A 20,016-nucleotide genomic window follows, 5' to 3' on the forward strand; every position below is an offset into this window, starting at 1 on the left:
GGCTCCACCACCCGGGCGGCCGCGCCCGCGGCGAGCGAGAGGAGCCGGAGATGGACCACCAGGAGGAGCGGTGCTGCGCCCAGCAGGTGGGGGACGTGGTGGCCGGGGACGTGGCCGTGCGCCGGGTCGCCGCGGGAGCGACCGCCAGCGGTGCCCTGGCGGTGGGGAGCTGGGCGGTGGGCGCGCTCGCCGTCGGCTCGTTCGCCGCCGGTGGCCTGGCGGTGGGGGCGCTGGCGATCGGGCTGCTGCGGATCGGCCGGCTCACCGTCCGCCGGGCGGAGTTCGGCGAGCTGCGGGTCGGCAGCCTCCAGGTGGGGGGCCGGACAATCACCTGACCGGCCGGTCCCGCCGGGTCAGCGGCGGGCGGCCTCGAGCTCGGCGAGCGTCGGCGGGTCGGCGCCCGGCCGGGTGCAGGCCAGGGCCGCGACCAGCGCCGCGTCGTCGAGCAGCGCGACGAGGTCAAGCTCGGGCAGGTCGAGCAGCGCCGTCCGGTCGAGGACGCCGGTGCGGACCAGGCCGGCGAACAGCCCGGCGGCGAGGCTGTCCCCGGCGCCCACGGTGTCGGCCACCGGCACGCTCGGCACCTCGCGGCGCAGCAGCGGGCCGCCGGGCCGGGCAGCGCGCAGCGGCCGCCCGCCGTCGGTGACCAGCACCAGCGCCGGCCCCTCGGCCGCCCAGCGGGTGGCGGCCTCGTCCAGGTCGGCGCCGGGCTCCAGCCAGGCCAGGTCCTCGGCGCTCACCTTGACCACGTCGGCCACGCGCCGCAGGCCGGTGACCCGCGCGCGGACGGCGTCGGCGTCGTCGGCCAGGGTGGGCCGGACGTTGGGGTCGAAGCTGACCAGCGCCGTCCCCTCCGCGCGCACCCGGGCGACCAGCGCGGCGATGGCGTCGGACCCGGGCGGCGTCCAGCTGGAGATCGACCCCACGTGCACGATCCGGGTGCCGGCCGGCCAGACCCGGCCCAGCTCCTCGGTGGTCCACTGCCAGTCGGCCGCACCCTGGGTGTGGAAGGAGTAGCTGCCTGACCCGTCCTCGGCCAGCGCGACCACCGCCAGGCTGACCGGCTCCTCGGCGGGGAGCATCGCGTCGGTGGCCACGCCGTTGCGCGCGGCGTGGTCGCGCAGCAGCGCACCGAACGGCCCGGCGCCCACCCGCGCCATCAGGTGCGTCGGAGCGCCGAGCCGGGCGGCCGCCACCGCGACGTTCAGCGCGTTGCCGCCGGGGAAGGCGGTGTACCGCGGCGGAGGTGGAGCGGCGGGCCGGGTGCCCGGTGCGGCGGTGTCCTCGACCTCGGCCGGCGCGGACGGAGCGGCCGGGATCAGGTCCACGACCAGTTCCCCGCAGACAGTGATCACCGCCACACCGTAGCGGCGGGCGGAGGAGTCAGCCGAGCGAGGCGATCAGGTCGCGGCAGGCCTGCTCGCAGCGGCGGCAGGCCTCGGCGCAGACCCGGCAGTGCTCGTGCATGTCGGCGTGCCGCGCGCACTCGTCGCCGCAGGCCCGGCAGGCGGCGGCGCAGGCCTCCAGCACGGCGCGGGTCAGGTTCGCGTCGTACCCGGTGTGGCGGGACAGCACCCGGCCGGTCGTGTCGCAGACGTCGGCGCAGTCGGTGTTGGTGCGGATGCAGGTGGTCAGCTCGGCGACCATGTCCTCGCTGAGGCAGGCGTCGGCGCAGGCGGTGCACGCCTGGGCGCACTCGAAGCAGGCGTCGATGCAGGCCAGCAGCTTCTCCCGGTCGATCCCGCCGAGGTCCTTGGGGTAGGTGTCCAGCATCTGCGCGGCGATGGTCATGCGGTCCTCCTGGTCGTCGGGGCGGGCGACGGGGGGTCGCCCGCGCAAGCCCTTCCAGCGCTACCCCCGCACGCCACCGGCTCACCTTTGCGATCCGGTGACGGATCGCCACATGCGCGACGCGGGGCTTCCCGGACGGCCGCGGAGAGCCCAGGGTGGACGCATGGTCTCCGTCTGGGTACAGAGCGTGCACAACCTGCACTGCCCCCGATGCGACAGCCGGCTCGTGGAGCAGGCCGGGCGCTTCGCCGTCGCCGAGCGTCCGTCGCCGGTCTACGTCGGTGAGGTGGGCACGCTGCAGTGCCCGGAGGGCCATGTCCTCCCGCCGCGCGACGTGCTCTACGCGCACCGCGAGCAGCGCGGCCTGCCGCGGGCGGTCCCGGTCTCCGAGGTCGACGCCCCCTCCGCGGAGCGCCCGCTCACGACGGTGGAGCGGTGAGCAGCGGGGCGTAGTCCTCTGCCGTCAGCGGCGCCGAGGTCAGGGCGCCGGAGGGCAGCGGTGCCTCGACCGGGAGCCCGTTGCGGCTCAGCAGCACCGCGTCCACCTCGGCCAGGCTGGTCGCGGTCAGCACGATCTGCGCGACGGTGCGCCGGCTGTCCCGCCCCGACGGCGCGTCCGCGTCGTCCTGGAACGCGATCGTCGCCGTCGACCCGGAGAGGTCGGCCAGCGACAGCTCAGTTCCCGGCGGCAGTGCGGTGGACAGCTGGTCGTCGCGCTCCGCCCGGGTCGGCCCCTCGGTGAGGTCGTCGAGCAGGTCGGCCAGCCGGACGGCGGTCCCGCCGTCGGGCACCTCGCGTGGCCGGGGGACCAGCACGTCCGACGGAGCCACGAGGTACACCTGCGGCTGCTCGACGCCGGGCTGCGCCGGCACGGCCGACGACGGCGGCGCGCTCGGCGACGCGAGGGCCGAGGGCACCTGGGAGCTCGGGATCGCCTCCGGCGGCCCGCCGGTCGGCACCCCGCAGGAGGTCAGCGCGAGGGGCACCGCGATGGCGACGGCGGTGAGCGGTGCCGGAACCCTCCTGCGCGGCGCGATCCTGCCCTGCGCCCTCCTGTCCTGCGCCCTCACGACGACGCCGCCGGCAGCGCGATGCTGAACCGGGCCCCGCCGGCTGGGCTGGGTGCGCACCAGGCGGCGCCCCCCAGGTGGGTGGCGGTCTCGGCGACGATCGCCAGCCCGAGCCCGGCCCCGGGCAGCGACCCGCGGGCGGCGCGGGGGCCGCGGGCGAAACGCTCGAAGACCCGTTCCCGGTCCTCGGCGGCCACGCCCGGCCCGGCGTCGTCGACGTGCAGCACGACGGAGGCCCCGAGGCGCTGCACCTGCACCGCGCTGACCCCGCCCGCGTGCCGGTCGGCGTTCTCCACCAGGTTCCGCACGGCCCGCTCCAGCGGGAGCTTGCGGGCCAGCACCGTCGTGCTGGGGTCGTCGTCGGCGGTCGTGAGCAGGTCGACCGGGTGGCCGGTGCGCTCGAGCACCTCGCGCACCAGCGCCGCGACGCTGACCACCGGCGGGGCCGCCCCGGACGCCGCGTCGCCGGGGGTGTCCCGCGCGTTGTCCAGCTTGGCCAGCTCGAGCAGGTCGTCGAGCGTGCGGCGGAACCGGTCCAGCTCCGACTGCACCAGCGCGAGCGCCTCCCGCCCGCGCGGGGTGAGGTCGTCGCGCCGGCCGGCCAGCACCTCCACGGTGGTCACCAGGCTGGTCAGCGGGCTGCGCAGCTCGTGGCTGACGTCGCCGACGAAGCGGGCGTCCCGGTCGATCCGGGCGGAGAGCGCGTCGACCATGCTGTTGAAGCTCCCCACGATCGCGACCAGGTCGGGGTCGTCGGTGGGCGGCAGCCGGGTGGTCAGGTCGCCCCCGGCGATCGCGGTGGCCGCGCCGGCCACCTGCTCCAGCGGCTGCACCGCCCGGCGGCTGGCCCAGCTGCCGAACGCCGCGCCGGCGAGGGTGGCAGCACCCGCACCGGCGGCCAGCACCGCCCCGAGGGTGCGCAGCGACAGCTCCAGCTCGGTGAGGGTGGACACCTCGTAGAACTCCACGTCGGTGCCGGGCAGCGAGGCGCCCACGATGAGCCGCGGGCCGACCTGCGAGCGGGTGCGAGCGGTGGCCGGTTCACCGCTGGCCACCTGCTCCTGCAGCGCCGCCGGGACGTCGCGCGCGCCGACCTCCAGGCTGGAGGAGTACCAGGCGCCGCCGCTGCGCACGACCACGTCGGCGCCGCCGGAGGGCACCAGGTCGCCGAGCACGTCACCCACCTCCGTGCCGGCGGTGGACAGCCGGCTGCGCAGCAGGCTGGCGTCGGTCAGAGCCTGCCGAACGGCGGAGCGCTCCCGCTGGTCGAGCAGGTAGTTGCGGGCCAGCACGAAGGTGGTGGCGACCAGGACGGCGGAGACCAGCAGCGTGCCCGCGGCGAACCCCAGCACGATCCGGGCGCGCAGGCCCCGCGGGCGCTGGGTCCATCTCACTGCGTGCCCAGACTCACTGCACGTCCAGCCGGTACCCCAGCCCGCGCACGGTGACGACGACCTGGGGGTTGCCCGGGTCCAGCTCGATCTTGGTGCGCAGCCGCCGCACGTGGACGTCGACGATCCGCTCGTCGCCGAAGAAGCCGTGCTCCCAGACCCGGCTGAGCAGGTCCTGGCGGCTGAGCACCCGGCCCGGCACCGACGCCAGCTCGCAGAGCAGCCGGAACTCGGTCAGGGTGAGGGCCAGCTGCTCCTCGCCCCGGTGCACCGTGCCGCGCTCCTGGCGCAGCACGAGCGGCGCCGCCGCGTGGGAGTCCAGCACCACCTCGGGAGTGGTGGTCTCCGCCGCGTCCGGCCGGGGGGTAGCGCTGGACACCCGGCGGCGCAGGGCGCGCAGCCGGGCGGTGACCTCCTTGAGCTGGAAGGGCTTGGTCACGTAGTCGTCGGCGCCGGCCTCCAGCGCGGCCACGATGTCGTGGGTGTCGGCGCGGGCGCTGACCACGATGATCGGCAGGTCGTGCTCCCGCCGGACCTCGCGGACCACCGCGAAGCCGTCCATCGCCCCGAGCATGAGGTCGACGAGCATGAGGTCGGGGACGGCGGCGGCGACACGGCGGACCGCGTCCTCACCGTCGACGGCCTCCTCGACCAGGTAGCCCTCGTCCTCCAGGGCCCAGCGGAGCGCGGTGCGGATGTGGTCGTCGTCCTCGACGACGAGGAGACGCGGCGGCACGCGGTCATGCTGCCATGCGACCGGCGGGCAGCGCCGCCGCAGTGCGGTCGTCATCGGATCGCAAATGAACGGATGGGGCGATCGTCACCCCCCGCAGGCACCCTGAGCCTTGACCGCACCGAGCCCGCCGCGGCCCGAGGAGGACCGGATGACCACCAGCACCGCAGCCCGGCAGACGTCCGCGCGACCCGACGAGCGCGCCGGCGACGAGCGGTTGGTCCACCTCTGCGAGGAGGACGTCTGCGACGGGCTGGCCGACGTGCGCTGGCTGTTGCACCAGGCGCTCCTCGGGGGTGCGCGGCGGATCGTCGTCGACCTCACCGAGGTGCCGAACCTCGCCAGCCCGGCGCTGGCCAGCTTCCTGTGGGCGCACCGCATCTGCCGTGCCCGCGGGGGTGCCGTGGTGCTGCGCGGCGCCGACCGGCGCACTCAGGACGTGCTGCGCCGCACCGGTCTGCAGCACGTGCTGCACGTCGAGCCGCGCCGCTCCCGGGTCGCCGCGTGATCCGGCCGGTGCACGAGCCGGAGCCCGCCTACCTGCAGTTCGTCGACGCCCAGGCCGGGGCGATCCGGGCCGGCGGCCGGCTGAGCGTGCAGGGCGCCGACCTCATGCGCGGTGCCGTGCTGGTGCTCCAGGGGCGCGGTCACCGGCGGGTGACGCTGGATCTGGAGGGGGTGCAGGACGTCGACGACGACGGCCTGCACGCCCTCCGCTCGCTGCAGGACGCGATGTCGGCCACCGGCCGGGAGCTGGTGCTGCTGCACCCGCCCGCCGGGGTTGGCGCGCGGTGAGCGCCCGGCTGCGCTGCCCCGGCTGCGGGGCGCAGGACCCCGAGGAGGTGCCGGACGCCGGCGACGACCCGGGCTGGTGGTCGCGGCTGCGCTGCCGCGACTGCCGCTACGAGTGGGCCGCCGGCGGCTGAGCGTCCGGCTCCGGCGCCGACTCGGCGACCACCACGTCCGGGGCGCCGTCGTCCGCGGTGGGTGCCGGCGCCGGCAGGTCGTCCTCGTCGGTGACCGCCTCGCCCCGGGCGACCATCCCGGCGACGTCGGACAGCGGGATCTCCTTGATCAGCAGCGCCAGCACCAGGGCGATGCCGAAGGCGGGCAGCAGGTAGCCGAACACCGGCGCCAGCGAGTCCGCGTAGGCGGCCACGATCGCCTCGCGCAGCGGCTCACCGGCGGCCTGCACCGCGGAGGGCGCGAGCGTGTCGGGGGAGACGATCCCCGCCGCTGCGGCCTCCTGGGCGTTGGCGGCCAGGGCGCCGCCCAGGTTGTCGGCGAGGCGGGTGGTGAAGATGGTGCCGAACACCGCCACGCCGAGGGTGGCGCCGACCTCGCGGAAGTAGTTGTTGGTCGCCGTCGCCGAGCCGATGTCGCGGGCCGAGACGGCGTTCTGCGCGATCAGCACCACGATCTGCATGATCAGGCCCAGGCCGAGCCCCATGACGAACAGCTGGGTGCCGACCACCCACACCGGGGTCTGCCCGCTGAGCGTCGTCATCCACGCCATGGCGGCGGCGACGGTCGCGACCCCGACGACCGGGAAGACCTTGTACCGGCCGGTCCGGGTGGTCGCGATGCCCGAGCCGATGGCGGTGATGAACAGGCCACCCATCATCGGCAGCATCAGCAGGCCGGAGTTGGCCGCCGAGGTGCCCGAGGCCATCTGCAGGAAGGTCGGCACGAACGCCACCGCGGAGAACATCCCCAGCCCGACGGCGGCGCCCAGGGCGGTGGCCACCACGAAGCTGCGGTTCCGGAACAGCGACATCGGGATGATCGGCTGGGCGGCGCGCAGCTCGACCCGGACGAACGCGACCACGGCGACGGCGAACAGCGCCATCAGGCCCAGCGTCCGCGGGTCGGTCCAGCCGTCGCTGCCACCCCGGTCGGTGAAGAAGATCAGCGACGCGGTCGCCGTCGACAGGGTGACCACGCCCAGCACGTCGACCGGCTCGGTGTTCCGCTTGCGCGGCAGGGCGAGGGCGAACCAGGCGACGACGAGCGCGGCCAGGCAGATCGGCACGTTGATCCAGAAGCACCACTGCCAGCCCAGCTCGGGGTGGTCGGTGAAGAACCCGCCGACCAGCGGCCCGGCCACTGCCGACAGGCCGAAGACTGCACCCAGCGGCCCCATGTACTTGCCGCGCTCTCGGGCCGGGACGATGTCGGCGATGATCGCCTGGGACAGGATCATCATGCCGCCGCCACCGAGGCCCTGGACCCCGCGCCAGAAGACGAACGCGCCGAAGCTGGGGGAGAGGGCGGCGCCGACGCTGGCCAGGGTGAACAACCCGAGCGCGACCAGGAACAGCGTGCGCCGTCCGAAGAGGTCGCCGAACTTGCCGTAGACCGGCATGACGAGGGTGCTCGCCAGCAGGTAGGCGGTGGTCACCCATGCCATGTGCGAGACGCCACCGAGATCGCCGACGATCGTCGGCATCGCGGTGGAGATGATCGTCTGGTCCAGGCTGGCGACCAGCATGCCGGCGATGAGCGCCGAGAAGATGAGGTTGATCCGCCGCCGGGTCAGGACGATCGGTGGGGCGCCGGTGGGCGCGGGGGTCGCGGTGGACACGGGGCTCCTCGGAAGGGTCAGGCTGTGACGGGGGGTGTGGATCCGAGCGCGGCGACGTAGGCGGCCCGGGTCCGGTCGATGTGGGTGCGCAGCGGTGCGCCGTCCTCGGCTTCGATCCAGCTGCGGCCGGCCAGGCGGAGCAGCGCCTGCGCGGTGGTGGCCAGCGCGGTGCAGCCGAGGTCGGGCTCGGGCAGACCGCGGCGGGCGGCCACCAGGGCGGCGATCTCCGCCTCGTGGGCGATCTCCCGGGCGATGTGGCCGGCCAGCAGCCGGGGCTCCTGCTGGGCCAGCTGCATCGCCTGCAGCAGGCTCTCCCGGCCCTGCTGCTCGATCAGCTCGGTCGGGTCGAGCAGCAGGAGCAGGTCGCTGAGCAGGTCGCCGGTCGGGCCGCCGGCCAGGAAGGCGGCGCGTGCCTCCGGGCTGCCGGAGGGCGGGTCGTCGCCGAGGAGGGCCGCCTCCTTGGACTCGAAGTAGTTGAAGAAGGTGCGCAGCGAGACGCCGGCGGCGGCGCACACCTGCTCCACCGTGACGCCGTCGAGGCCGTGCTCGAGGGCGAGAGAGGTCGCGGCGGCCCGCAGCTGGCGGCGGGTCGCCGTCTTCTTCGCCTCGCGCAGCCCCGGGGTTTCTTGCACGTCGTGCATTCTTGCACGACGTGCAAGCAGTGGGGTGGGGTGCCACCCGATCGGGGTGCCGGCGGCGCTCAGCCCAGCGTGCCGCTCCCGACGAGCGCGGTCACCACCCCGGCGCCCAGTCCCACGGCGAGCACCCCGACCGCACCGGCGGCCGCGGCCCCCCGCGCCCACGGGTGGTCGGGCGGCTCCTGCCCGCCGTCCTGGTCGTCGTCCCGCCCGCCGTCGTGCTGGTCGCCGTCCTGGTCGTCCCCGGTGTCGCGCTGCTCGCCGTCCTGCTCGCCGTCCCGGGACAGCGCGGGCACCAGCCACCGCAGGTAGTAGGCCAGGCTGAGCACGGTGTTCACCGCGGCGACCACCACCAACCAGGTCAGGCCGCCGTCCCAGGCGGCGGTGAAGACGGTGAGCTTGCCGAGGAAGACCGCGGTGGGTGGCGTGCCGACCAGGCTGAGCAGGGCGATCACCAGCGCGGCGGCCTGCCCCGGGCGCCGGCGCGCCAGGCCCCGGGAGTCGGCGAGCGACGTCGTCCGCGGGTCGCCGGCGAGCACCGCGAAGGCGGTGAGGTTGGTGACGGCGTAGCCGACGAGGTAGGTCAGCAGTGCGGGCACCGCGGCGTCGGTGGCGCCGACCACGGCCACCGGCATGAGCAGGTATCCGACCTGGCTCACCGTCGACCAGCCCAGCAACCGGCGGGCGTCGGTCTGCCCGAGCGCGGCCAGGTTGCCCAGCGTCATGGTCACCGCGGCGAGGACCCCCACCAGCAGCGGCCACGGCAGCGGGCCGGGCAGCACGTCGACCAGCCGCACCATCGCGATCAGTGCCCCGATCTTCGGCACGGTGGTGAGGAAGGCCGCCGCTGCGGTGCCGGCGCCCTGGGTCGCGTCGGGCACCCAGAAGTGCAGCGGCACCCCGCCGGCCTTGAACAGCAGGCCGCCGAGCACGCCGATCGCCCCGACGGCGACCGCGGCCACCGGCGCACCGGCCAGCCCGCCGGCCAGGCCCGGGTAGCTGGTGCTGCCGGCCACCCCGAAGAGCACGGTGCTGCCCAGCAGCAGGAGGATGCCCGACAGGGCACCCAGCAGGTAGGTCTTCAGCGCCGCCTCGGCGGCCCGGGCGCTGCGGCCCAGCCCGACCAGCGCGTACAGCGGGATGCTGGCCAGCAGGAAGCCGACCGCCAGGACCAGCAGGTCGTCGGTGGCCGCCAGGACCACCGCGCCGAGCGACCCGAGCAGCAGCAGCGTGTAGGTCTCGCTCTCCCGCGCCTGCCCGGCGAGCTCGTCCACCCCCAGGCCGATCACCAGCAGGGTCGAGGCGACGACCACCAGGCGGGCGATGCCGGTGGGGGTGTCGAGGACGAAGGCGCCGAACACCGTCCGCGCCGGGGCGCCCATGGCCAGGGCCGCGGTCACCCCGGCGGCCACGAGTGCGGCGACCGCCACCAGCCGGGCCGCCCACTGCCGCTGCTGGGGCAGGAACGAGCCGGCCAGCAGGGTGACGACGGCGCCGGCGAGCAGGCAGATCTCCGGCAGCAGGGCCAGGGGGTCCTGGACGATCACCGCGGCGCCCCCGTCACCGGCTCACCAGGTCCACGACGAGGGACGCGGCCGGGGCGATGACGTCCAGCAGCGGCCAGGGGACGACGCCGATGGCCAGGGACAGGGCGAGCAGCCCGACGACCGGGGCCGCCTGCACCGCCCGCACGTCGGCGAACCCGACCGAGCGCCCGCGGGTCTCCCCGGTGAAGACCCGCTGCAGCGCGCGCAGGAGGAGCGCGGCGGTGAGCAGGATGCCCGGCAGCGCGACCGCGGCCCACGCCGTCGCCCCGATGCTGCCGGCGAAGATCTGGAACTCCGCGACGAACCCGCTGAAGGCGGGGATGCCCAGCGAGCCGAACGCGGCGACGGCGAACAGCCCGGCGAGGACCGGCGCGCTGCGGGCCAGTCCGCCGTACTCGCCCATCGCGTAGGTGCCCGTGCGGTCGTGCAGCACGCCGGCGAGCAGGAACAGCGCGCCGGTGAGCAGCCCGTGGCTGACCATCTGGGTCACCGCGCCGGTGACCGCGAGCTCCCGCGCGGCCGTTCCGCTGCCGACCAGCCCGGCCGCGCCGACGGCCACCAGGACGTAGCCCATGTGGTTGATCGAGGTGTAGGCGATCATCCGCTTCAGGTCGGTCTGGGCCAGCGCGACCAGCGCGCCGTAGAGCACCGAGACGACGCCGACGGCGAGCACCACCCAGGCCGCGCTCTGCCAGGCGTCGGGCAGCGCCGGCATCGCGATCCGGACGAACCCGTAGGTGCCCATCTTCAGCAGCACCGCGGCGAGCACCGCCGACCCGATGGCCGAGGCGTCGGTGTGCGCCGGCGGGAGCCAGGTGTGGAAGGGCACGGTGGGCGTCTTGATCGCCAGCCCGACCAGCAGCGCGGCCAGCACGAACCCGCCCGCGACCGGGGAGTCGGCCAGCGGTGCGGCGGCGATCAGCTCGGGGATGTCGAAGGTGTGCGGGTCGGCGGCCAGGTACAGCCCGATGAAGCCCAGCAGCAGCGCCAGGCTGCCCAGGAAGGTGTAGAGGAAGAACTGCAGCGCCGACCGGCCGGCCTGCCGGCCGTGCCCCCAGCCGGCGATCGCGGCGTACATCCCGACGATCGACAGGTCGAAGAAGAGGAAGAACAGGATCAGGTCCTGGGCCACGAACAGGCCCAGGCAGGTGGCCTGCAGGGCCAGGAAGAGCGCGGCGAGCTCCCGCGGGCGCCGCTGCTCGCGCAGCGAGTAGAACGCGCAGGCGCAGAAGACGACGGCGGTGAGCGCCAGCAGCGGCAGGGACAGCCCGTCGACGCCGACGTGGTAGCTGCTGTTCACCGAGGGGATCCACCGCGCCCGCTCCTCGTACGCGAGGCCGCCGTCGGCCGGCGTCTCGTAGCCCACGCACACGGCGATCACCAGCGCGAGGTCGGCGACGGTCACCCCCACCCAGGCCCACCGGGCGGCGCGGTCGGACACCCGCACCAGGGCGAGCGCCGCGGCAGCGACCAGCGGCAGGAACACGATCACGGTGAGCACGGGAACTACCTTCCGACCAGCAGGAGGGCCAGCGAGGCGGCGAGCACCGCGGTGGCGAGGACGTAGTACTGGTGCAGCTGGCCGGTCTGCGAGCGGCGCGCGACCGCCCCCAGCCGCCGGGTGCCGGCAGCCAGGGTGTGCACCAGCCGGTCGGGGCCGGCCAGGTCGGCGCGCAGCACCGCACCGGCCAGCCGCACGGTCGACCGGCCGGCCCCGGCCGTGGCGGGTGCGAGCTGACCGTCGTCGAACCGGCCCAGCGCGCCGGCGGTGCGGGCCGCCGACCTGCCGGTGCCGGTGACGGCCCGGGCGAGCACCCGGTCGTCGAAGCGGGCGCAGGCCTCGGCAGCGCGCAGCACCGGCCGCACGACGAGCAGCTGGGTGGCCCGGGGCAGCCCCAGCCACCCGGTCAGCAGGGCCGGCGCGCGGACCCGCCGCTGCAGCACCACCGGGACGAGCAGGACGACGGCGACGGCGAGGGCCGCGGAGAGCACTATCTCCCAGATCGCCGGGCTGGGTGCCCCGGTCCCACCGACCGCCCGGCGCAGCGCCTCGCCGACCGGCGGCAGGGCGAGCAGCCCCAGCACCGCGGCGCCCGCGGCGAGCACGACCAGTGGCGCCTGCTGCAGCCCGCCCACCCGGCGGGTGCCCTGCTCCTCGGTGTCGTAGGCGGCATCGGCCGGCACCGGCCGCCAGGCCAGCCACAGCACCTTGCCGGCGTAGCCGGCCGAGAGGGCGGCGGCCGCCAGCCCGGCCAGGTACAGGGCCAGGGACTCCTCCCGCGCGCCGGCCAGCACCGCGTCCTTGGTGGCCCACAGCGACAGTGGGACGACGCCGGCCAGCGCCAGCGCTCCGATGGTCGCGGAGACCCCGACCAGGCGCCAGCGCCGGGCGGCGCCGTGCAGGGCGGTCAGCTGCTTGGTGCCCAGTGCGCTCAGCCACGCCCCGGCCACGAGGAACAGCAGCGCCTTGGTGGCGGCGTGCGCGACCAGGTGCGCGGTGCCACCGGCGACCGAACCCACGCCCGCGCCCAGGACGACGAAGCCGAGCTGGGCCGCGGTGGAGGCGGCGAGCAGCTGCTTGAGGTCGCGCTGGGCGACGGCCACCGCGCCGAGCAGCAGCGCGGTCAGCGCGCCGATCCAGGCCGCGGTCGGGCCGGCCCATCCGGTCGCCGCCAGCAGCGGCTCCATCCGCAGCAGCAGGTAGCCGCCCATCGCGACCATCGCCGCGGAGTGCAGCAGCGCGCTGACCGGGCTGGGCCCCTCCATCGCCGCGGACAGCCATGCGGTGAACGGCAGCTGGGCGGCCTTGCCCAGCGCCGCGACCAGCACGCCCGCGGCGGCGACGTCCAGCCACGGCCCGTCGGCGGCGGCGAGCTCGTCCAGCCCCAGCCCGGCGCCGCCGGCCAGGGCCGCGCCCGCGGCGAGGTACAGCCCGAGGTCGGCGGTGCGGGTGGTGAGGAACGCGGTCAGCCCGGCCCCGACCCGGTGCCGTTCCCGCCAGCGGAAGCCGATCAGCGCGTACGAGGTCGCGCCCATCACCTCCCACGCGAACAGCAGCGTGGACAGCGTGCTCGCGGCGACCGTGAGCACGACCGCCGCGGTGAACAGCAGCATCAGCCCGGTGAACCGGGCGCGGGCGCCCTGGTGGGGGGCCCCGGCGTCGCCGGCGGAGGAGACCAGCACCAGGAGGACGACGGTGGCGACCGCGGGCAGCACGACGGCGGCCAGCGGGTCGACGGCCAGCCCGAAGGCGGCGCCCGGCAGGAACGGCGCCTCGGCCGCCGGCCCGGCCAGGGCCACGGCGACCGCCAGCGCCAGCACGACCGCCGCCGTCGCCACGCCGGCCGGCAGCGCCGTCCGGTCGGCCCGCCGGCCGAGCACGCACAGCAGCGCCCCGACGGCGGCGGGCAGTGCGGCCGTCGTCCACAGCACGCCGGTCACTGGGCGAGGTCCGTGGCCATGTCGGTCATGTCCGACTGCTTCGCCCGGTGCAGCAACGTGGCGACGGCGAAGCCCATCGCCATCTCGACCGTCATCGCGGAGATGACCACGAGCAGCAGCACCTGGCCGTCGGGGGAGGGGGAGAGGAACCACCAGAAGGCGGCCGCGGCCAGGATGACGCCGTTGAGCATCAGCTCCAGCCCCATCATCACCATGACCACGACCTGCTGGGAGATCGCGCCGTAGAGCCCCACGCTGAACAGCGCGGCGGCCACCACCAGGACGGTCTGCAGGGTCATCGTCGCTGCCTCCGGCGCGGGTCCGTGCCGCGGAGATCAGGACCCATCCGGTCGTAGCGGCTGCGCGGGAGCGCCAGCACGAGGGCGGCGACGATGGTGGCGAAGAGGACCGGCGAGACGGTCATCATCACCAGCATCTTCGAGTGCATGACGGCCTCGCCCAGCGAGGTCACCAGGTCGGCGGCCGGTGCCCCGCGGCGGGTGGGCCAGTCGACGAGCAGCGCGCCGCCGGCCAGCACGCCGAAGGTGCCGATCGAGACCGCCAGGGCCGGGCGCTTGCCGTGCACCATGCTCATCGGCATCAGCGCGGGGTTCATCCCCATGAACATGATCATGTAGATGGCCATGATCGCCATCTCCATCACCATCATCAGCACGGTGATCACACCGAGGAACTGCAGGTCGAACAGCAGCAGGGCCAGGCCGACCGCGACGAACGACGCGGCCAGCGCGTAGGTGGCCCGGGCCATGGAGTCGACCCGGAACACGGCGACCCCGGCCGCCACCGCGATCACCGCGAGCACCCAGAAGACGATCCCGCTCAGCACTGCCTCACCCCCGGACCACGACGACGACGGAAACGACCAGCAGCTGCAGCAGCGTCAGCGGCAGCACGACCAGCCAGGCGGGTCCGACCAGTCGCTCCGGTCGGAGCACCGGCAGCCGGCGCCGCAGCGCGACCAGCACCGCGAGCAGCGCGGCGGTCTTGACCAGCGTCCACAGCCAGGCCGGCAGCAGCGGGCCCTGGCCCCCGCCGAGGAAGGCCGTGGCGCCGAACGCCGCGCCGGCGGTGAGCAACGCGTAGCGCCCGGCGGAGAGCAGCCAGCGATCGACGCCGGAGGTCTCGGCGAGCACCCCGCCGGCGGTCGTGGACCCCGCGGCCGCGGCGAACGGGCCCCAGACGGAGAAGGCGAGCACCGCACCGCAGAAGACCAGGAAGGCGACCGGCATCCAGACGACGAACCACAGCCCCTCCTGCGCCGCGACGAGGTCGCCGAGCCGCAGGCTGCCCGCGGCCACGGCCGGGGTGGTGAGCGCGAACATCAGCGGCAGCTCGTAGGCCAGCGCCTGCGCCAGGAACCGGAAGCCGCCGACCAGCGCGTGCGCGCTGTTCGGCCCCCACCCGGCCAGCCAGACCGCGGCCCACAGCAGCACGTCCATCGCGTTGAACCAGACGACGCCCACCGCGAGGTCGGCGACCGTCCAGCGCCCGAGCGGCACCACGACCACCATCAGCAGGGCCGCGGTGAGCAGCCCGGCGCCGCCGACCCGCCAGAGCAGGGCGTCGGCGGCCAGCGTGCTGCGGCGGCGCTGCCGGAACAGCCGCGCCGTCTCCGCGGCCGGGGTCAGGAGGCCGCCGGCCGGTGGGTGCCCGTCCGCCCGGGCGGCGAGGACGCCGTCCAGGCAGGCGGCCGCAGCCGCGACGGCCAGCAGCAACGCCGCCGCCAGCGGCACCCACGCGGAGGAGACCTGGCCGACCGTCACGAGGCCACCTCCGCCGGAGCCGCGCTGCGGCCGGTGGTGTCCAGGTCTGCGGTGTCCAGGTCCAGGCTGGCGACCACCAGCCGCGCGGACGCCAGGTCGAGCCCGGTGACCAGGTCGGCGACGTCGCCCAGGGTGGTCGGCCGCGCGGACGTCGTCCCGTCCAGCCAGTGCAGCAGCCGGTCGTGGGCGTCGCCCTCGGGCAGCTCGCCCAGCCCGCGCAGTGCTGCGCGCAGGAGCCGGGACCGCCGGATCCGGCGGGTCAGCCGGTCGGCCTCCTGCTGGTCGGGCCCACCGTCCAGCGCGGCGTCGCGCAGCCGGGCGGCGCGTACCGCGGCGTCGGTCCAGCCGGTGAGGGCGAGCAGGGTGGCGACGGCGTCCCAGCGGCCCGCGGGGGAGCGGTGCACGTCCTGCCCGAGCGGTGGTGCCCCGTCGGCCGGCAGCACCTCCGGGATCGCCGCGACCACGAGGTCGCCCTGCAGCGTGGTGTGCAGCAGCAACCCGGCCGGCCAGTGGGGGAGCACGGGACCGAGCGGCAGGTGCAGCACGTCCAGGTCGAGACCGTCGGGATCGGTGAGCTGGTCGTCGCCGCCGGCGCCGGCGAGCCCGATGCCGCCGGGCATCGGCATGTCCATGTCGCCGTGGTCCATGTCGCCGTGGTCGCTGTGGTCCATGCCGCTGTGGTCCATGTCGCCGTGGTCCATGTCGCCGTGGTCCATGTCGCCGTGGTCCATGTCGCCGTGGTCCATGCCGCCGTGGCCGCCGTCCGTCTCGTGGCCGTCGCCGCCGGGGCCCGGGTCGTCGAAACCGGCCGGCTCGCCTGTGTGGTCGTTGCCGCGCTCGCCGGGGACCAGCTCGCTCGCGCCGGTGCCGGGCGCCGGCTCGGCGGGCCGGTCGGCGGCGTCCCGGCGCTGGGCACCGTCGTCGGCGAGTTCGGCCAGGGCGGCGTCGAGCGCGGCCGCGGCCGACGCCGGGTCGGTCACCGCAGCGCGGGCGCGCGGGCCGGGCAGCTGGGTCCAGACGTGCTCGACCGCGGCCGCCAGGCGGGGGCCGGGTCGTCCGCAGACGACCAGCAGGTCGGCGTCCGCCGGGGAGAGGGCGGGACGCCAGCCCCGGGACCGCACCTCGCGCTCCACGGCGCAGCGGGTCGCCGCCCAGCCGGGCACCTCGGTGACGAGCACCGCGGCCCGCCGGGTGGCCAGCCGGGTGGTCAGACCCATCGCAGGGCACCCTCGCGCCAGGCCCACAGCACCCCGGCCATGAGCACGCCGAGCAGCACGAACATCTCGATGACGGCCGAGGTGCCGATCTCGGCGACGACCGTCGCCCACGGGTACATGAAGAGCATCTCGACGTCGAAGGCCAGGAACAGCAGGGTCAGCGGGTAGTAGCGCGCCTCGAACCGGGACAGCGCGTGCTCGGCGGGGCGCCAGCCGGACTGGAAGGGCAGCGCCGCCACGGCGCCGGGCGCGACCGCCGTCCGGCGGTGCACCAGGTGGGCGACGAGCGCGCCGCCGACGGCGAGCCCGAGCATCAGGGCAGCGCTCAGGTAGGCGGACACCTGCACGCTCCTCGACGTCGGACCGACTGCTGACCGGCGCCGCATACCCGTGCACCCGCACGGGTAACCAACTCGCCGTGGACCATCCGCATCCCGTCGACCCCGACCGCGTGGCCGCCGTGCGGGCGCGCGTGCCCTCGCGCGACGAGGCTGCCGAGCTCACCGCCGTGCTCAGCCTGCTCGCCGACCCCACCCGTGCCCGGGTGCTCTACGCGCTCGACCAGGTGCAAGAGCTCTGCGTCGGCGACATCGCACTCGGGCTGGACGCGACCGAGGACGCCGTCGGCTACGCGCTGCGCCTGCTGCGCACCGCCGGCTTCGTCACCACACGGCGCGAGGGCCGGGTGGTCTACTACCGGCTGGCCGAGGGCTTCCCCGAGCCGCTGCGCGAGCACTGCCTGCGGAGCCTGATCGAGCTGCCCCGCGCGCAGGGCGCCGACCAGGAGTGACGGCACACGGGCCGGACCAGCGGATTGAGAGCTCGTGACGATCCGGCGACGGAGGCCGTGTCCGGGTGCGGACCAGGCGCCCAGCAGGGCAGATTGCCTGATCACGAGGCAGGAGCCGGTCTCCTGTCCACTGCCCACGGGGGTGTTCCATGGCCGAAGCCGTCCTTGCCGCGCCCAGCCAGCGCCGAGCCCACCAGAGCGCACTCGCCCGGATGTCCTGCTGCCCCGCCTGCGCCGCACCGGAGGTCGACGACCACCCGGGTGACTTCGACCCCGGATCCTGGGTCGCCGCCCTGGTCTGCGGTGCCTGCGGGCACGAGTGGTCGGTGTCCTGCTGACCTGACCGGCACTCGGCCGAGGCCGGAGGTGCGACCGGCCCGATCGCGGGTAGCGGGCGGACCATGTGGTTCGACAGCTGGTCCGACCTGGGGCGCGTCCTCGCCGTCGGGACCTCCGCCTATGTGACCGTCATCCTCGTCCTCCGGCTCTCCGGCAAACGAACGCTCGCCAAGCTCAACGCCTTCGACCTGGTGGTCACGGTCGCGCTGGGGTCGGTGCTGGCCACGATCCTGCTCAGCTCGGACGTCGCCTGGGCCGAGGGCGCGGTCGCGCTGGGGCTGCTCGCCAGTCTGCAGCTCGTCGTCGCCTGGGTGACCAGCCGGCGACCACAGCTGCGGGACGCCGTCACCGCCCACCCGGCGCTGCTGCTCTACCGAGGCCAGCTGCAGCCGGACGTGCTGCGCGAGCAGCGGATGAGCGAGGCCGAGGTCCGCCAGGCCGTGCGGGCCAGCGGCCAGGGCGACCTCTCGAAGATCGCCGCCGTCGTGCTGGAGAGCGACGGCACCGTCAGCGTCGTGCCCGAATCGGCGCTGGGGGACGGCTCCGCGCTGGCCCAGGTGCCGGGCACCACTCCCGCCCGACACTGACCGACGTGGACTCGCTGGCGGTCTTCGGACTGCTGCTGCTCGGCGTCGTCGTCCTCACCCCGGTCGCCGACCGGATCGGCGTGCCGCAGCCGGTGCTGCTGACGATCTACGGCCTCGTCCTGGGCGTCGTCCCGTTCGTGCCCTCGCCCGACCTGCCGCCGGAGCTGATCCTCCCGATCGTGCTCCCACCGCTGCTGTTCGCCACCACCCAGTCGACCTCGCTGCGGGAATTGCGCTCGGCGGCCCGCCCGATCCTCGGCCTCGCGGTCGGCCTCACCCTGGTCACCGCCGCCGTGGTCGCGGTGGTCGGGCACGCCCTGGGGCTGCCCTGGGCGGTGGCCATCGTCCTCGGCGGGATCGTCGCGCCGCCGGACCCGGTCGCGGCCAGCGCGGTCGCCAGCCGGCTGAAGCTGCCCCCGCGGCTGGTCACGATCCTGGAGGGCGAGGGGCTCTTCAACGACGCCACCGCCCTGGTGGTCTACCAGCTGGCGGTGACCGCCGTGGTCGCCGGCGGCGTGACCGTCACCCAGGTCGGCGTCGGCTTCCTGGTCGCGGTGCTCGGCGGTACCGCGCTCGGCCTGGTCGCCGGCTGGCTGGCGCGCAAGGCGCTCGGGCTGCTGCACGACGCCGCCACCGAGACCACGGTGACCCTCGCGGTCCCCTTCGGCGTCTACCTGCTCGCCGAGGAGGTCGGCGCCTCCGGTGTGCTCGCCGTCCTCGCGGCCGGGTTGTACCTGCGCACCGTCGCCACCAGCGAGGTCACCTCCGCCGGGTGGCTGCTGGGCCGGTCGGTCTGGCAGTACGTCGAGTTCGCCGTCAGCGGTCTGCTCTTCGCCTTCCTCGGTCTGGAGCTGACCACCGTCTTCGGCAGCACCGAGGTGCTCGGCGACACCCGCGCGCTCCTCGTGGGTGCGGCAGTGATCGGGGTGCTCGTCGTCGTCCGGGCGGCCGCGATGTTCGCCGCCTCCGCCCGCGCCGGCCGGCGGGCGCGGCGCACCGAGTCCGCGACGCCGTACGGCTGGCGGGAGTCCGCCGTCGCCTCCTGGGCGGGGATGCGCGGCGTGGTCACGGTCGCCCTCGCGCTGGCCCTGCCGGCCACCGTCGACGACGGCGGCCCCTTCCCAGCGCGGGAGGAGGTCGTGCTGGTGTCGCTGATGGTCGTGGTCGTGACGCTGGTGCTGCAGGGGCTCACCCTGGCCCCGCTCATCCGCCGGCTGGGCGTGGCCAGCGATGCCGACGTGCAGCTGGACGTGCGCCGGTTGCAGCGCCGGGTCACCGAGGCGGCGCTGGAGCAGGTGCGGGCGGCCGACGACGTCCCCGCCGAGGTGCGCGACGCCGTCCTGCAGCAGTACGAGGGCCGGCTCGGCTACCGACGGTCGATCGAGGGCCTGATCGACGGCTTGCCCCGGGACGAGCGCGCCGGGCAGCAGCTGCGCGACCTGCTCGGGCGCGCCAGCGAGGCCGAGCGGGAGGCGGTGCTCGAGGCCCGCCGGCAGGGCGAGGTGAGCCCGGCCGCCGCCGACGACGTGCTGTTCGACGTCGAGGCGCGGGCGCTGCGCTACGAGTCGTGACCACGCCGGACAAGCCACTGCCCGACGTGGTGGCCCCCAACCTGGACGTGCTGTTCTGCGGGATCAACCCCTCGCTGCGGTCGGCGGAGGTATCGCACCACTTCGCCCGGCCGGGCAACCGCTTCTGGCCGGCGCTGCACCGGGCCGGGCTGACCCCCCGGCTGCTGACCCCCGCCGAGGACCGGGAACTGCTGCAGTACGGCCTGGGGGTCACCAACGTCGTCGCCCGGCCGACCCGCACCGCCGCCGAGCTGTCCCGCGAGGAGCTCCGCGACGGCGCCGAGCAGCTCGCCGCGCTGGTGGCCCGGTACCAGCCGCGGGTGCTCGCGGTGCTGGGCGTGACCGCGTGGCGGGTGGCGTTCGACCGGCCGAAGGCCCGGTTGGGTCCGCAGCCCGAGCGGGTCGGCGGTGCGCTCACCTGGGTGGCGCCCAACCCCAGCGGGCTCAACGCCCACCACCAGCTGCCCGACCTCGCCCGGCTCTACGGCGAGCTGCGCGAGGCCGCGCGCACTGCCCCGGGCTGAGCGGCCGAC

General features: G+C 75.5%; 25 protein-coding genes. 10 read left to right on the forward strand and 15 right to left on the reverse strand.

Going from position 1 to position 20,016, the window contains the following annotated elements; genetic code table 11:
* The first annotated feature begins 50 nt into the window (after positions 1–50).
* A complete protein-coding gene (locus tag ACI79A_RS00925) occupies positions 51–335 on the forward strand; it encodes a hypothetical protein (protein WP_457078951.1) in 285 nt (94 codons plus the stop codon).
* An 18-nt stretch (positions 336–353) separates the two neighbouring features.
* Here ACI79A_RS00925 and ACI79A_RS00930 read toward each other — a convergent pair whose 3' ends face one another.
* Positions 354–1,355: a PfkB family carbohydrate kinase gene (locus ACI79A_RS00930; protein WP_457078953.1), complete on the reverse strand. Its 1,002-nt coding sequence runs from the start codon at positions 1,353–1,355 to the stop codon at positions 354–356.
* A 28-nt stretch (positions 1,356–1,383) separates the two neighbouring features.
* Entirely contained in the window at positions 1,384–1,791 is a 408-nt protein-coding gene (locus ACI79A_RS00935) for a four-helix bundle copper-binding protein (RefSeq protein WP_457078955.1), read from the reverse strand.
* Between the two features lie 163 nt (positions 1,792–1,954).
* Here ACI79A_RS00935 and ACI79A_RS00940 point away from each other — a divergent pair, with 163 nt between their 5' ends.
* A complete protein-coding gene (locus ACI79A_RS00940; protein ID WP_457078957.1) occupies positions 1,955–2,230 on the forward strand; it encodes a hypothetical protein in 276 nt (91 codons plus the stop codon).
* Here the strand turns inward: ACI79A_RS00940 and ACI79A_RS00945 are convergent.
* The 3 genes from ACI79A_RS00945 to ACI79A_RS00955 all read right to left on the reverse strand — a co-directional run bounded on the left by ACI79A_RS00945 (position 2,211) and on the right by ACI79A_RS00955 (position 4,988).
* On the reverse strand, positions 2,211–2,621 hold the full coding sequence (locus ACI79A_RS00945) for a GerMN domain-containing protein (RefSeq protein WP_457078959.1): 411 nt from the start codon (positions 2,619–2,621) through the stop codon (positions 2,211–2,213). The genes ACI79A_RS00940 and ACI79A_RS00945 overlap by 20 nt on opposite strands.
* A 236-nt stretch (positions 2,622–2,857) precedes the next feature.
* Complete coding sequence (locus ACI79A_RS00950) at positions 2,858–4,255, reverse strand: HAMP domain-containing sensor histidine kinase (RefSeq protein WP_457078961.1); 1,398 nt, start codon at positions 4,253–4,255, stop codon at positions 2,858–2,860.
* A 13-nt stretch (positions 4,256–4,268) separates the two neighbouring features.
* Positions 4,269–4,988, reverse strand: coding sequence for a response regulator (locus ACI79A_RS00955; protein ID WP_457078963.1), 720 nt, complete (start codon positions 4,986–4,988; stop codon positions 4,269–4,271).
* 148 nt (positions 4,989–5,136) lie between these two features.
* Between ACI79A_RS00955 and ACI79A_RS00960 the strand changes: the two genes are divergently transcribed.
* The 3 genes from ACI79A_RS00960 to ACI79A_RS00970 are packed head-to-tail and all read left to right on the forward strand — an operon-like array spanning position 5,137 to position 5,911.
* Positions 5,137–5,493: an STAS domain-containing protein gene (locus tag ACI79A_RS00960; protein WP_457078966.1), complete on the forward strand. Its 357-nt coding sequence runs from the start codon at positions 5,137–5,139 to the stop codon at positions 5,491–5,493.
* On the forward strand, positions 5,490–5,780 hold the full coding sequence (locus ACI79A_RS00965) for an STAS domain-containing protein (RefSeq protein WP_457078968.1): 291 nt from the start codon (positions 5,490–5,492) through the stop codon (positions 5,778–5,780). The genes ACI79A_RS00960 and ACI79A_RS00965 overlap by 4 nt, the downstream gene beginning before the upstream one ends.
* On the forward strand, positions 5,777–5,911 hold the full coding sequence (locus ACI79A_RS00970) for a hypothetical protein (protein WP_457078970.1): 135 nt from the start codon (positions 5,777–5,779) through the stop codon (positions 5,909–5,911). The genes ACI79A_RS00965 and ACI79A_RS00970 overlap by 4 nt, the downstream gene beginning before the upstream one ends.
* Here the strand turns inward: ACI79A_RS00970 and ACI79A_RS00975 are convergent.
* From ACI79A_RS00975 to ACI79A_RS01020, 10 genes are all read right to left on the reverse strand, one after another.
* Entirely contained in the window at positions 5,887–7,569 is a 1,683-nt protein-coding gene (locus ACI79A_RS00975; RefSeq protein ID WP_457078972.1) for an MDR family MFS transporter, read from the reverse strand. The genes ACI79A_RS00970 and ACI79A_RS00975 overlap by 25 nt on opposite strands.
* 17 nt (positions 7,570–7,586) lie before the next feature.
* Positions 7,587–8,201, reverse strand: a complete 615-nt coding sequence (locus ACI79A_RS00980) for a TetR family transcriptional regulator (RefSeq protein WP_457078974.1) — start codon at positions 8,199–8,201, stop codon at positions 7,587–7,589.
* A 68-nt stretch (positions 8,202–8,269) separates the two neighbouring features.
* Complete coding sequence (locus tag ACI79A_RS00985) at positions 8,270–9,754, reverse strand: NADH-quinone oxidoreductase subunit N (protein WP_457078976.1); 1,485 nt, start codon at positions 9,752–9,754, stop codon at positions 8,270–8,272.
* 13 nt (positions 9,755–9,767) lie between these two features.
* Positions 9,768–11,255, reverse strand: coding sequence for a complex I subunit 4 family protein (locus ACI79A_RS00990; protein ID WP_457078978.1), 1,488 nt, complete (start codon positions 11,253–11,255; stop codon positions 9,768–9,770).
* Positions 11,256–11,260: 5 nt separating this feature from the next.
* Entirely contained in the window at positions 11,261–13,195 is a 1,935-nt protein-coding gene (locus ACI79A_RS00995; protein WP_457078980.1) for a proton-conducting transporter transmembrane domain-containing protein, read from the reverse strand.
* Positions 13,192–13,494: an NADH-quinone oxidoreductase subunit NuoK gene (locus tag ACI79A_RS01000; protein WP_457078982.1), complete on the reverse strand. Its 303-nt coding sequence runs from the start codon at positions 13,492–13,494 to the stop codon at positions 13,192–13,194. The genes ACI79A_RS00995 and ACI79A_RS01000 overlap by 4 nt, the downstream gene beginning before the upstream one ends.
* The gene (locus ACI79A_RS01005) at positions 13,491–14,042 is read right to left on the reverse strand and encodes an NADH-quinone oxidoreductase subunit J (protein WP_457078985.1); all 552 of its coding nucleotides are present in this window, start codon (positions 14,040–14,042) and stop codon (positions 13,491–13,493) included. Before ACI79A_RS01005 ends, ACI79A_RS01000 begins: the two co-directional genes overlap by 4 nt.
* A 4-nt stretch (positions 14,043–14,046) precedes the next feature.
* Positions 14,047–14,979 carry an NADH-quinone oxidoreductase subunit H gene (locus ACI79A_RS01010; protein WP_457078987.1) on the reverse strand — a complete coding sequence of 311 codons (933 nt, stop codon included), beginning with the start codon at positions 14,977–14,979 and terminating at the stop codon, positions 14,047–14,049.
* Positions 14,976–16,196 carry a hypothetical protein gene (locus ACI79A_RS01015; protein WP_457078989.1) on the reverse strand — a complete coding sequence of 407 codons (1,221 nt, stop codon included), beginning with the start codon at positions 16,194–16,196 and terminating at the stop codon, positions 14,976–14,978. The genes ACI79A_RS01010 and ACI79A_RS01015 overlap by 4 nt, the downstream gene beginning before the upstream one ends.
* Entirely contained in the window at positions 16,187–16,537 is a 351-nt protein-coding gene (locus ACI79A_RS01020) for an NADH-quinone oxidoreductase subunit A (RefSeq protein WP_457078991.1), read from the reverse strand. Before ACI79A_RS01020 ends, ACI79A_RS01015 begins: the two co-directional genes overlap by 10 nt.
* Before the next feature lie 77 nt (positions 16,538–16,614).
* Between ACI79A_RS01020 and ACI79A_RS01025 the strand changes: the two genes are divergently transcribed.
* The 5 genes from ACI79A_RS01025 (at position 16,615) to mug (ending at position 20,007) form a co-directional block, all read left to right on the forward strand.
* Complete coding sequence (locus tag ACI79A_RS01025) at positions 16,615–16,986, forward strand: ArsR/SmtB family transcription factor (RefSeq protein WP_457078993.1); 372 nt, start codon at positions 16,615–16,617, stop codon at positions 16,984–16,986.
* A 149-nt stretch (positions 16,987–17,135) separates the two neighbouring features.
* Entirely contained in the window at positions 17,136–17,324 is a 189-nt protein-coding gene (locus tag ACI79A_RS01030) for a hypothetical protein (RefSeq protein ID WP_457078995.1), read from the forward strand.
* Positions 17,325–17,387: 63 nt separating this feature from the next.
* Positions 17,388–17,912: a DUF421 domain-containing protein gene (locus ACI79A_RS01035; protein ID WP_457078997.1), complete on the forward strand. Its 525-nt coding sequence runs from the start codon at positions 17,388–17,390 to the stop codon at positions 17,910–17,912.
* Between the two features lie 5 nt (positions 17,913–17,917).
* Positions 17,918–19,483 carry a Na+/H+ antiporter gene (locus tag ACI79A_RS01040; protein ID WP_457078999.1) on the forward strand — a complete coding sequence of 522 codons (1,566 nt, stop codon included), beginning with the start codon at positions 17,918–17,920 and terminating at the stop codon, positions 19,481–19,483.
* A complete protein-coding gene (gene mug / locus ACI79A_RS01045) occupies positions 19,480–20,007 on the forward strand; it encodes a G/U mismatch-specific DNA glycosylase (RefSeq protein ID WP_457079001.1) in 528 nt (175 codons plus the stop codon). The genes ACI79A_RS01040 and mug overlap by 4 nt, the downstream gene beginning before the upstream one ends.
* Positions 20,008–20,016: the final 9 nt, after the last annotated feature.

The sequence above is a fragment of the Modestobacter sp. SYSU DS0657 genome, assembly GCF_054050925.1.

Bases quoted from the DNA above. Each gene is read 5' to 3' on its own strand.
- ACI79A_RS00940 (WP_457078957.1), top strand. From the start codon at position 1,955: ATGGTCTCCGTCTGGGTACAGAGCGTGCACAACCTGCACTGCCCCCGA.
- ACI79A_RS01030 (WP_457078995.1), top strand. From the start codon at position 17,136: ATGGCCGAAGCCGTCCTTGCCGCGCCCAGCCAGCGCCGAGCCCACCAG.
- ACI79A_RS00960 (WP_457078966.1), top strand. From the start codon at position 5,137: ATGACCACCAGCACCGCAGCCCGGCAGACGTCCGCGCGACCCGACGAG.
- ACI79A_RS01015 (WP_457078989.1), bottom strand. From the start codon at position 16,196: ATGGGTCTGACCACCCGGCTGGCCACCCGGCGGGCCGCGGTGCTCGTC.
- ACI79A_RS01000 (WP_457078982.1), bottom strand. From the start codon at position 13,494: ATGACCCTGCAGACCGTCCTGGTGGTGGCCGCCGCGCTGTTCAGCGTG.
- ACI79A_RS00925 (WP_457078951.1), top strand. From the start codon at position 51: ATGGACCACCAGGAGGAGCGGTGCTGCGCCCAGCAGGTGGGGGACGTG.
- ACI79A_RS00935 (WP_457078955.1), bottom strand. From the start codon at position 1,791: ATGACCATCGCCGCGCAGATGCTGGACACCTACCCCAAGGACCTCGGC.
- ACI79A_RS01035 (WP_457078997.1), top strand. From the start codon at position 17,388: ATGTGGTTCGACAGCTGGTCCGACCTGGGGCGCGTCCTCGCCGTCGGG.